This window comes from Chitiniphilus eburneus (assembly GCF_005048205.1).
GTDB lineage: Bacteria > Pseudomonadota > Gammaproteobacteria > Burkholderiales > Chitinibacteraceae > Chitiniphilus > Chitiniphilus eburneus.
The window spans coordinates 15,062-26,776 of sequence record NZ_SUMF01000025.1 but is presented as its reverse complement, the minus strand read 5'-3'; the positions used below and the strand labels follow the sequence as shown (position 1 = coordinate 26,776).

General features: G+C 66.6%; 9 protein-coding genes. 8 read left to right on the top strand and 1 reads right to left on the bottom strand.

Annotated elements, in window-relative coordinates; all coding sequences use genetic code 11:
• Positions 1-264 precede the first annotated feature (264 nt).
• From FAZ21_RS15935 to wecC, 7 genes are all read left to right on the top strand, one after another.
• Positions 265-1,494: a polysaccharide pyruvyl transferase family protein gene (locus FAZ21_RS15935; RefSeq protein WP_136774435.1), complete on the top strand. Its 1,230-nt coding sequence runs from the start codon at positions 265-267 to the stop codon at positions 1,492-1,494.
• A complete protein-coding gene (locus FAZ21_RS15930) occupies positions 1,491-2,528 on the top strand; it encodes a glycosyltransferase family 2 protein (protein WP_169307455.1) in 1,038 nt (345 codons plus the stop codon). Before FAZ21_RS15935 ends, FAZ21_RS15930 begins: the two co-directional genes overlap by 4 nt.
• Positions 2,525-3,586 carry a glycosyltransferase family 4 protein gene (locus tag FAZ21_RS15925; RefSeq protein WP_169307454.1) on the top strand — a complete coding sequence of 354 codons (1,062 nt, stop codon included), beginning with the start codon at positions 2,525-2,527 and terminating at the stop codon, positions 3,584-3,586. The genes FAZ21_RS15930 and FAZ21_RS15925 overlap by 4 nt, the downstream gene beginning before the upstream one ends.
• Entirely contained in the window at positions 3,573-5,792 is a 2,220-nt protein-coding gene (locus FAZ21_RS15920) for a heparinase II/III domain-containing protein (protein ID WP_169307453.1), read from the top strand. The genes FAZ21_RS15925 and FAZ21_RS15920 overlap by 14 nt, the downstream gene beginning before the upstream one ends.
• A 244-nt stretch (positions 5,793-6,036) precedes the next feature.
• Positions 6,037-6,795: a WecB/TagA/CpsF family glycosyltransferase gene (locus FAZ21_RS15915; protein ID WP_169307452.1), complete on the top strand. Its 759-nt coding sequence runs from the start codon at positions 6,037-6,039 to the stop codon at positions 6,793-6,795.
• Positions 6,792-7,916, top strand: coding sequence for a non-hydrolyzing UDP-N-acetylglucosamine 2-epimerase (wecB, locus tag FAZ21_RS15910; RefSeq protein WP_136774431.1), 1,125 nt, complete (start codon positions 6,792-6,794; stop codon positions 7,914-7,916). The genes FAZ21_RS15915 and wecB overlap by 4 nt, the downstream gene beginning before the upstream one ends.
• 1 nt (position 7,917) lies before the next feature.
• Positions 7,918-9,165 (top strand): UDP-N-acetyl-D-mannosamine dehydrogenase, encoded by a 1,248-nt coding sequence (wecC, locus tag FAZ21_RS15905; protein ID WP_136774430.1) that lies wholly within the window; start codon positions 7,918-7,920, stop codon positions 9,163-9,165.
• 416 nt (positions 9,166-9,581) lie between these two features.
• Here the strand turns inward: wecC and FAZ21_RS15900 are convergent, their stop codons facing one another.
• Entirely contained in the window at positions 9,582-10,094 is a 513-nt protein-coding gene (locus FAZ21_RS15900) for an FxDxF family PEP-CTERM protein (RefSeq protein WP_136774453.1), read from the bottom strand.
• A gap of 443 nt (positions 10,095-10,537) precedes the next feature.
• Between FAZ21_RS15900 and earP the strand changes: the two genes are divergently transcribed.
• Positions 10,538-11,677, top strand: coding sequence for an elongation factor P maturation arginine rhamnosyltransferase EarP (gene earP / locus FAZ21_RS15895; protein ID WP_246038705.1), 1,140 nt, complete (start codon positions 10,538-10,540; stop codon positions 11,675-11,677).
• Positions 11,678-11,715 lie beyond the last annotated feature (38 nt).

Genomic DNA, 11,715 nt, shown 5'->3' with positions numbered 1-11,715 from the left:
ACACGGGTTTCGGCACTCCCTGATCGATTCCACTCCCCCCGTCCTCGCCACCGCGAGGGAGCCGCGCGAGGCGCGTGCCGTTGGGGGGCATGCAACACCCGATTCCAATTCCAGATCTGTGGACACAGAGCGCGCCGAGAACACAGAGCACCCACCGTCCGGTTTTCTCCTCTTGGGTTTTCTCCGTGTTCTCCGTGCGCTCGGTGTGCTCCGTGTCCACGGATTTTGCTTCCCCATTCCCAATCCCACTGAGAGAACACTGAAGTGAAGCATTTCTATCTGACCGGTCAGGACAATTTCGGCAATCGCGGTTGCGAGGCGCTGACGCGTTCCAATGCCTACCTGCTGCGCCAGGTGTTTCCCGGTTGCGAAGTGATGGTGCCGTCGTTCGATGCGGCGCGCGATAGCCGGCAATGGCCGGATGCGGCCGACGATGGCGTGCGGTTCGTGCCGGCGATTCCGCTGAAGTCGGCGCATCGCTGGTGGGGGCGGCTCAGCTCGCGCGCGCCGGTGTTCAAGTCGATGCAGTGGCCGATGACCGGCTATTCGCCCGCCCACAGCCGCGATCTGGAGCGCGCCGACGCGCTGATCTCCATCGGCGGCGACAACTACTCGCTCGACTACGGCCTGGTGTCGCTGTTCCACTTCGTGAACATCGCCGAGTACACGCTGCGCCAGGGCAAGCCCGCCACGCTGTGGGGCGCCTCGGTCGGCCCGTTCGACAAGGAGCCGCGCGTGGTGCCGCAGGTGATCGCCCACCTGGACCGCCTGTCGATGGTGTCGGTGCGCGAGAACGTCAGCTACGACTATCTGCGTCGCCACGGCCTGGCGCGCAACCTGCACAAGGTGGCCGACTCGGCGTTCTGGATGGTGCCGCAACCGGTTGATCTGACGCCGTTCTGGTCCAGGTCGGATCGCCCGGTGCTGGGGCTGAACCTCAGCTCGCTGATCCACCGCTACCGCCCGGCCGACGAGCCGCGCTCGGTGTTGCAGGAAGAGGCCGCCGCCTTCGTGCGGCAGGCAGTGGACGATGGCTACCACGTGATGCTGATCCCGCACGTGGCGTCGCTCGACGGCAACCCGGAACACAGCGACGAAGCCTACCTGAAGCAGTTGTTCGACCGGCTGGGCAGCCACCAGGCGCACGCCGGGCTGGTGCCGTCCGGCCTGAATGCGCCGCAGCTCAAGTACGTGATCTCGCAATGCCGCTTCTTTATCGGCGCGCGTACCCACGCCACCATCGCCGCGATGTCCACCCGCGTACCCACATGCTCCATCGCCTACAGCGTCAAGGCCAAGGGCATCAACGACGATCTGTTCGGTCACACCGACTACGTGCTGGAAACCCCGCTGGTCAGCACCGCCACGCTGAGCGCGATGCTGCGGCGGCTGGAGGCCGACGAGGGCCGTATCAAGGCGCAACTGGACGAGCGTGTCCCGCTGCTCAAGGAACAGGCGCTGGAAGGCGTGCGCCGGCTGGCGACCCTGCTATGAGCGGTGCGCAGTCCACCCCGTTGCTGTCGGTGCTGATCAAGGCGCTCAACGAAGAGACGCATATCGCCGCGTGCATCGAGGCGCTGCTGCGTGAAACGAGCGGTATCGATTGCGAGATCGTGCTCGCCGACAGCCTGTCCACCGACCGTACCGTCGAGATCGCCAGCCGCTACCCGGTGAAGATCGTGCAACTGCGCCGCATCGAGGATCGCGGCGCGGGGGCGGCGGCGCAACTGGCCTACCAGTTCGCACGTGGCAGATACGTGTACCTGATCGATGGCGACATGGTGGTGCAGCCGGGCTTTCTCGGCGCCGCGCTGGACGAGCTGGAACGCCGGCCCGGGCTGGGTGGCGTCGGCGGCCTGCTGATCGATACCTGCGTGCGCAACATGTTCGACCGGGGCAGGGTGAAGAAAAAGCCGTCGGCCACGCCGGGCGTGGTGCCCTGGCTGAACGGCGGCGGCGTCTACCGCAAGGCGGCGGTGGATGAAGCGGGTTACCTCGCGCATCGTTTCCTGCCCGCCTACGAAGAAGCCGAACTGGGCATGCGGCTGCGCGGCAAGGGCTACCAGATGGTGCGCCTGCCGGTGCCGGCGGTGCAGCACACCGGCCACGCGCTGAGCACGGGCGCCATGCTGGTGCGGCACTGGCGCAACGGCTACGCGCGCTCCGAAGGCATGCTGCTGAAATCCGGCCTGCGCCACGGCTACGCCAAGGGCGCGCTGGGCATCAGCAAGCAGCCGCTGCTGCTGTTCGGGCTGCTGGCGCTGGCGCTGGCCGGGCTGGCGTGGTGGCCGCTGGCCGCCGCCGCTGGCGCGCTCTGGCTGCTGGTGTTCCTGGCGCTGCTGGGCAAGAAGCGCAACCCGGTCGATGCCGCGTTCTCGTATTTCCACTGGCATTACCGCCTGGTGGCGGTGGCCAACGGCCTGCTGCACCGGCTGGATTCGCCCTATGAGCGCATCGATGCGGTATGCCTGGAACCCGGCGCGCGCGCCGACGCCGGGCGCGAGCGCGTGGCGGAGGTGGCTCGATGAGCGCGCGGCGTCAGGTCGTGATGGTGGGGCCGTCGCCGCTGGCGCATGGCGGCATGGCGTTCTGGGCCAAGTCGGCCGGCGAATCGGGCCTGCTGGCGGCGCTGCGCATCCGCTATCTGTCCAGCCATGTGGAGGCCGGCCGCCTGCGCAAGTTCTTCGTGGCGCTGGGCGTATGGCTGCAACTGCTGGGCATGCTGCTGCGCGGCCGCGTGGCGCTGCTGCATGTCCACGTGGCCACCCGCGCCAGCCTGTGGCGCAAGCTGGGTTTCGTCTGGCTGGCGCGCGCGTTCGGTCGTCCCTACGTGGTGCACCTGCATGGCGGCATGTTCCCCATCTATTACCAGCGCAACCAGCACAAGCTGATTGGCCGCTGGCTGGTGGACATGCTGCGCCACGCCCACACGGTGGTGGTACTCAGCCCGGAATGGCGCACCTGGGTGGACCAACTGGCGCCGGGTGCGCCGGTGGCGGTGATCCCGAACGCGGTGATCTGCCCCGATGAGGTGGAGGCCCGCGCCGATCCGATGTCGCTGCTGTACCTGGGCCGCATCGAGGCCGCCAAGGGCATCGAGGAACTGCTGTCCGCCGTGCGCCGCCTGCGCGACGATGGCGCCCAGCCGCGGCTGACCGTGGCCGGCAGCGGCCAGATGCCGTGGTTCTGGGAGAAAGTGCGGGAATACGACGTGGCCGACGTGGTGAACTTCGTCGGCTGGGTGACCGGGCCGCAGAAAGAGGCGCTGCTGCGCGAATGCGGCGTGTTCGTGCTGCCGTCGCACCAGGAGGCGCTGCCGTTCGGCGTGCTGGAGGCGATGGCCTACGGCCGCGTGATCGTCGCCACCCGCGTCGGCGGCATTCCGTTCGCGCTGGGCGACGGTGCGGCCGGCGTGCTGGTGGAACCCCGCGATGCCGAGGCGCTGTACCAGGCGCTGTCGCAACTGGCGCGCCACCCCGAGGACGGCCAGCGGCTGGCGTGCGATGCGCGCGAGCGGGCGCGGCGTTCGTTCTCGTTCCCGGCGATCCAGGTCCAGTTGCAGGAGCTGTACGATGGCCAGGGCTAGCACCCTCCACCCCCGTGCACCGGCCGGTACAGCGCTGCGAGGCGTGTCGCTGATCCTGGCGTTGCTGACCGCCGTGGCGGTGCCGGGCCGCGCCGACGAGGCGCAGGCCGAGCCGGCGCCCGCCACCGCGCAGCAGATCCTGCCGCCACCGGGGCTGGAGCTGTACCAGAACCCACCCTATATCGCGTGGCCGGCATCCGGGCCGGGGCGCTACCGCCTCACGCTGAGCGATGGCGCCGGCAAGGCGCTGCGCACGGTCGATACGCAGGAAAACAACTACATCGCACCGCAGCCGCTGGCGGCGGGCGACTACTGCTGGCGCGTCACGCCGCAAGGCGGCACCGCTGGCGCGTCCACGTGCTTCCGCATCGCGGCCGATAGCCCGAAGCTGGAGGATTTCGCGCAGGGGGGGCTGTTGCGCAGCGGCTTGCGCCGGCCGTTCCTGTTCGACGGCGGCGACTCGCGCGCCGGGCGCGGCCAGGCGTGGGCGATCAAGGAAGTGGAGGTCGCCTATCGCCGGCTGGACAAGGTATCCGCCGTGCGGATGAAACGCGCCGCCACGCTGGAAAGCGGCGCCGCGTCGCTCGACGCTTACCAGGAGGTCGAGCGCTGGTCCAACCGCCTGCTCTATGGCGCGATGCTGCATTACCACACCGGCCAGGCCGAGTACCTGGCCGATATCCGCGAAGTGCTGGCGGAACTGGGCGACGACGACGATTTCAGCCCGTCCTACCGGCAAAGCCCGCGCGCGGCGCGGCAGCGGCTGTGGACGCTGGCCTATGTCTACGACGTGACGGGCGGCGACCTGCCGGCGCCAGAGCGCGAGCGGTTGCGTCGCCGTATCGAGGCCGGCATCACCGACGCGCAGCGCAGCATCAATCTGGACAGCTACCGGCTGCGGCCGACCAACGCCATTCATTTCGACGGCGTGGGCACCATGCTGGCGGCGGCCGCGCTGATCGCGCCCGAATCGCCGCTGGCGCGCGAGACGCTGGAGCGGCATCTGCGCTGGTTCGTCTACGCCGGCCATCCCTACGGCGCGCAGGACGGCGGCTACTTCGGTAGCGGCGCCTACCAGCAATGGAGCCTGATGACGGCGTTGCCGGCGTGGGACGCGATCCGCATCGTCACGCGCTTCGACCCCTATCAGCACATCTGGCTGCGCAACGTGCCGCGCTTCTTCGCCTATGCCCTGCCGCCCGGGGCGCCGGAAAGCCTGTTCGGCGATGGCCACGAGACGGCGGTCAACCCGGTGTACGCGCTGGCGGCGATGGACCGGGTGCGCTCGCCGTATTCGGCGTGGTACGCCGCGCAGTTCAAGCCATCCGACCGCAAGGCGGCGGTGGTGCTGGCGAATTCGGTACAGATTGCGGCGGATGCGCGCGGCGATTTTCCGGCCAAGGCCAACGCTGCGTTGTTCCCCGATACCGGCATCGCCGCGCTGCATCAGGCGGCGGGCGGCAACGGCGTATCGATCTACCTCAAGGCCGATCCGCGCGGCAGCGCGATCAACCATGCGCACGCCGACCAGGGCGCGTTCCTGATCCACGCGAACGACAAGATCCTGGCCGGCAGCAGCGGCGCCTACGACTGGTATGGCTCGCCGCACTGGAAGAACTGGTACCGCAACACCGTGGCGCACAACGCCATCACCTTCGACGGCGGCCAGGGCCAGCCGCTGGGGCGCGCCGCGCCGGGCGTGCGTTTCATCGACTTCAAGACCGGCGCCAACGATACGGCGGCCGCTGACCTGACCGGCGCGTATGGCGGCGCGCTCAAGCGCCACGTGCGGGCGTGGGCCTATCTGCGGCCCAACCTGCTGCTGGTGCGCGACCAGCTCGCCTCGGCGACGGCGCGCCGCTGGGAATGGAACCTGCACAGCACCACCGGCTGGCGCGCCGCGCGCGACGGTTACCAGCAGATGGGCGAGGGCGCGCGTTCGCTGTGCGTCCGGCAGGTCGGTGGCCCGGCCAGCGACTTCATCCAGGACGACGACCAGCGGTGGCCGCTGGAACGCGGCAAGCGCGACGCGGTGCCGTGGCACGCGCGCTTCGTCGCCCGCGCGCCCAGCACCACCGCCGACTACCTGTTCGTGCTGGACATCGGCTGTCGCTCGCTGCCCGCCGCCACGCTGGAGCAGGGGCGGCTGACGATCGATCGCTATCGCATCGAGGTCGGGGCCGACGGGTTGTTGAGCATGGGCTAGGTATGCCGACGAGCCCGGTGAGCGACCAGGGTGCCTTGGCTGGCGGGCCTGGCCCGCTGGCTAGGCGTGCGAAACGAAGACGGTGCAAGCGGTACGGCAAATGAGCACAACGCTGGCAAGGCCACCGGGCAACAGCCCGCTGGCAAGGCGTGCGAAACGAAGACAGTACAAGTGGTACGGCAAGTGAGCACAACGCCGCCAGCGGGCTGTTGCCCGGTGGCGACCAACAAAAGAGGTACACGACATGAGCAGACTGAACATACTGGGTTGCGACGTAGACAATCTTTCCATGCAGGAAACGCTGGGCCGCATCGGTGAATTCATCGCCTCGGGCCGCCCGCACCAGCACGTGGTGATCAACGCCGACAAGGTGGTCAAGGCGCATCGTGATCCGGCGCTCAAGCAGATCATCAACGAATGCGCGCTGATCAACGCCGATGGCATGCCGGTGGTGTGGGCGTCCAAATTGCTGGGCCGGCCGCTGAAAGAGCGCGTCACCGGCGTCGATCTGTTCGAGAACCTGATGCGCCACTCGGCCGAGCAAGGCTGGCGCGTGTTTCTGCTGGGCGCGCGCGAGGAAGTGGTGAGCGCGGTGGCGGACAAGTTCCAGGCGCAATATCCGGCGCTGCAACTGGCCGGCTACCGCAACGGCTACTGGAAGCCCGAGGAAGAGGCCGAGGTGGTGCGGCAGGTGGCCGAGGCACGGCCGGACATCCTGTTCGTCGCCATTACCTCGCCCAAGAAGGAACACTTCCTCGGCCGTTACCAGGAGCAGATGAAAGTGCCGTTCGCCATGGGCGTGGGCGGCACCTTCGACGTGATGGTGGGCAAGACCCGCCGCGCGCCGGTATGGATGCAGAAAACGGGCTTCGAGTGGTTCTACCGCTTCCTGCAGGAACCACGCCGCATGTTCAAGCGCTACTTCATCGACGACATGTACTTCTTCGTGATGCTGGCCAAGGCCATGGTGAAGCGGCCGTTCGTGCGGGAGCAGCGCGCATGAAAAAGGTGATGGTGGTTTTCGGCACCCGTCCCGAGGCAATCAAGATGGCGCCGGTGGTGGCCGCGTTGCAGGCCGACCCGCGTTTCGAGGCCAGGGTGTGCGTCACCGCGCAGCACCGGCAGATGCTGGACCAGGTGCTGGAGCTGTTCAGCCTCACGCCCGATTTCGACCTGGACCTGATGCAGCCCGGCCAGGATCTCACCGACATCACCGCGCGCGCGCTGACCGGCCTGCGCGGTGTGTTCGCCGAATGGCGGCCCGACATCGTGCTGGTGCACGGCGACACCACCACCACGATGGCGGCCAGCCTGGCGGCGTTCTACCAGCGGATTCCGGTCGGGCATGTGGAAGCCGGTCTGCGCACCGGCGACATCTATTCGCCGTGGCCCGAAGAAATGAACCGCAAGATCGCCGGCGCGGTGGCCGCGCTGCACTTCGCGCCCACCGATACCGCGCGCGACAACCTGCTGCGCGAAGGCGTGCGGCCGGACACGGTGCAGGTCACCGGCAACACCGTGATCGACGCGCTGCTGGACGTGGATCGCCGCTTGAAGCAGGACGCCACGCTGGCCGACCACATGGCGACGCGCTTTGCCTTCCTGGCGCCCGACCGGCGCCTGATCCTGGTGACCGGCCACCGCCGCGAGAACTTCGGCGGCGGCTTCGAGAACATCTGCGCCGCGCTGGCCGAACTGGCCAATCGCCGCGACGTGGAGATCGTCTACCCGGTGCACCTCAACCCCAATGTGCAGGAGCCGGTGCGCCGGCTGCTGGCCGGGCGCGACAACGTGCACCTGATCGACCCGCAGGACTATCTGCCCTTCGTCTACCTGATGGGCCGGGCCGACCTGATCCTGACCGACAGCGGCGGCGTGCAGGAAGAAGCGCCATCGCTGGGCAAGCCGGTGCTGGTGATGCGCAACACCACCGAGCGCCCCGAAGCGGTGGCGGCGGGCACGGTGAAGCTGGTCGGTACCGACCGCGCGCTGATCGTGGCCGAAGCCAACCGATTGCTGGACGACGCGGCCGCCTACCAGGCAATGAGCCGCGCGCATAACCCCTACGGCGACGGCCAGGCCGCGCGCCGTATCAACGACATCCTCGAAAACTGGAGTGCATGACATGTTCAAGTTCAATACGGTGGCCATGATCGGCCTGGGTTACATCGGCCTGCCCACGGCCACGGTGCTGGCCAGCCGCGGCGTCAAGGTGATCGGCGTCGATGTGAACCAGCACGCGGTGGACACCATCAACCGCGGCAAGGTGCATATCGTCGAGCCGGATCTGGATGGCCTGGTGCACCACGTGGTGAAAGAGGGCAACCTGGTCGCCCGCACCACGCCGCAGGAAGCGGACGCCTTCATCATTGCCGTGCCGACGCCGTTCATGGACGGCCACAAGCCCGATCTGTCGTACATCGAGGCGGCCGCGCGCGCCATCGCGCCGGTGCTGCGCCAGGGCAACCTGATCATCCTGGAGTCGACCTCGCCGGTAGGCGCCACCGAGCAACTGGCGGGCTGGCTGGCCGAATACCGCACCGACCTGTCGTTCCCGCAGCAGGCCGGCGACAGCGCCGACGTGCAACTGGCCTATTGCCCGGAGCGCGTGCTGCCCGGCCACGTGCTGCGCGAACTGGTCGAGAACGACCGCATCGTCGGCGGCATGACGACCAAGGCTGCCGAAATGGCCGCCGACCTGTACCAGATCTTCGTGCGCGGCGAATGCCTGCTCACCGACAGCCGCACCGCCGAAATGGCCAAGCTCACCGAGAACTCGTTCCGCGACGTGAACATCGCCTTCGCCAACGAGCTTTCGCTGATCAGCGACAAGCTGGGCATCAACGTGTGGGAGCTGATCGAGCTGGCCAACCGCCACCCGCGCGTGAACATCCTCAAGCCCGGCCCCGGTGTCGGCGGCCATTGCATCGCGGTGGACCCGTGGTTCATCGTCGATTCCGCGCCCAAGGAGGCACGCATCATCCGCACCGCGCGCGAGGTGAACGACAACAAGCCGCATCACGTGATCGAACAGGTGGCGCGGGCGGCCGACCGCTTCAAGAACCCGGTGATCGCGTGCCTGGGCCTGTCGTTCAAGGCCGATATCGACGATCTGCGCGAAAGCCCGGCGATGGATATCGTGGTGGATCTGGCCGGCCGCGATCTGGGCCGCGTGCTGGTGGTCGAGCCGCATATCGACAAGCTGCCGGCCAAGCTGGAAGGCAAGGTGGAGTTCGTTGCCGCCGACGAGGCCATCGAGCAGGCCGACATCGTGCTGCTGCTGGTCGATCACAAACAGTTCAAGCGGGTGCGCCGCGAAAAGCTGCAAACGCGCGTGGTGATCGATACCCGCGGCTTCTTCTGGTCGCGCTGAGGCGGCTGGCAGACCCCATACCTTGAACAAAACCCCATATCTTGAACCACGGAGGGTACGGCGGGCACAGCGGGAAAACGCAGAAAGACCAAAGCTTGAAGGTCTCTCTGCTTAACGCCGTGTTCTCACTGTGCTCTGTGATTCAAGGTGTGGGGTTTCGTTTTACCCTGCCGGCCATTATCGATAAAAGGCAAATCAGGTTTCGGTTATATCGATATCGCGCCGATGCGGGCCAATTGTCAAATGGGGTTCACAATTGCTTCATTCAATTTGCGCGAATTGTGCCGGCTGTCCACGATGGCAGGTATTGCCGGTGGATTGGTTGATTTAATTGGCCAAATGAATGTGCAAGGCGAAAAAAAGCCCCGGGTTTCCCCGGGGCTTTTCACTGCAAGGGGGCGTACACTGCGAAAGACTTATTGCGCCTTGTGCTTCTTGCGGCGCGCGGCGATCAGGCCGACCAGACCCAGACCCATCAGCGCATAGGTTTCGGGTTCCGGAACCGGAACCACGGCCGAGGCGATGGTGTATTGACCGCCCAGGACGCCGGTCAGCAGACCGCTCACCTTGTAGTAGTAATCGCCACCCGTGAGGTTGGCGAAGCTGTGGCTCAGGTTGCCGGTGGTGCCGTCGAAGATGTGGGTGCCCAGCAGGGTATCGGCCACGCCGTCGAAATAGCTGCCCGAGTACAGTTCGAGCTGGCCAGCGGAGATACGCAGCACGTTGCCCAGGTTGCTGGCGACGGTGTTGCTCCACAGGTGCGACGCGTTATCCAGGTGGAAGGTGAAGTAGTCGTTGAACACCAGACCCGTTTCCAGCTGGTTGTGGCGCACGGTGGCGCTTTCAACCACGTCGTGCACATCCCAGTCGATGACTTGGGCCTGGGCGCCGGCGGCGAGCAGCGAAAGACCTGCGATGAGCGACTTCATCTTGCTAAGTTGCATGGTGACACTCCTTTCGATTGAATTGCATTGATTACTGGCTGCCCATTCTGATGACGGGGTGGAACCAGCCTCCATATCTTATTGGACGTATTGGAAATGTGTGAATTGATTGATGTAAGACAGATGGACGGTGGTAATTGTCATGATAATTAGTAAGTTATCTTTCAATCTTGTTTGTCTGTAGTTTTTATTTGCCGCCTACTACCCAAAAATCAACCATTTGTTTCCAATTGAGCATTCAATCTGTTGTGTCCGTAGCAGGACAGATTCTTTAAATTTTATTGGATGATCCATTTCAATCACATTGCCGTATGCGGGCATTGGCACGAATCGGCCCGGGCGGTGCGTCATGGGGCGCGGGCGGCGTTCCGGGTAAGCTGGCGCCTTGACCGGCATCGGATGAGGGAATGGGGTTGGAAGCAACGGGTTTGAATGCGACGCGACCGCTGGCCTGGGATGTGTTCTGCCAGGTGGTCGACAACTATGGCGACATCGGCGTGTGCTGGCGTCTGGCGCGGCAACTGGCGGCGTTGTCCGGCCACACGGTGCGGCTGTGGGTGGACGATCTCCACAGCTTCGCCCCGCTGTTGCCCGCGCTGGATCCGGCGCAGCCGCGCCAGCGCCATGCCGGCGTCGATATCCTGCACTGGCGGGAGGCCGACGCCGATGCGCTGCCCGGCGACGTGGTGATCGAAGCCTTCGCCTGCGCCCTGCCGGCGGCGTGGCCGGCGCGGATGCGCGCCCGGCGGCCGTCGCCGCTGTGGATCAACCTGGAATACCTGTCCGCCGAGGACTGGGTGGCAGGCTGCCATGGCCTGATGTCGCCGCAACCGGGCGGCCTGGGCAAGTACTTCTTCTTTCCCGGCTTCACCGACGCAACCGGCGGGCTGCCGCGCGAGCGCGACCTGCTGTCCCGTCGCGCCGCCTGGGACGACACCGCCGCGCGTGGCTGGCTGGCTGCACGCCTGGGCGTGACCGTGCCGCCCGACGCGCTACGCATTTCGTTGTTCGCCTACCAGGACCCGCCGCTGGCGCCGCTGCTGGATGCCTGGGCCGCCAGCGCGCAGCCGGTGTGGCTGCTGGCACCGCAAGGCAAGGTCACCGCCACGCTGGCCAGCGAGCTGGGCGTGACGCCCGAGGCGCTGGCGCAGGGCGTGCAGCGTGGCGCGCTCACTGCACGGTCGATTCCTTTCGTCGAACAGGATGAATACGATCTGCTGCTCTGGAGCTGCCATCTCAACTTCGTGCGCGGCGAGGATAGCTTCGTGCGTGCGCAATGGGCCGGCGTGCCGCTGGTGTGGCACATCTACCCCCAGGAGGATGCGGCCCATCTCGACAAACTGGCCGCGTTCCTCGCGCTGTACCTTGCGGAACTGCCGGCGGAACCGGCGCGGGCATTGCGGGCGTTCTGGCTGGCCTGGAACGCGGGCGGCACCCCGGACTGGGCCGCGCTGGCGCCCGGATTGCCGGCGCTGCGCGATCACGCGGCGCGCTGGGCCGCCCATCTGGGCGGGCAACGCGACCTGGCCGCCAATCTGGTCAGCTTTGCGCGGGCCAAGCTAGAATAGCGAGTTTTTCTATTTTTCAATCGCAGTAACGGGAATTT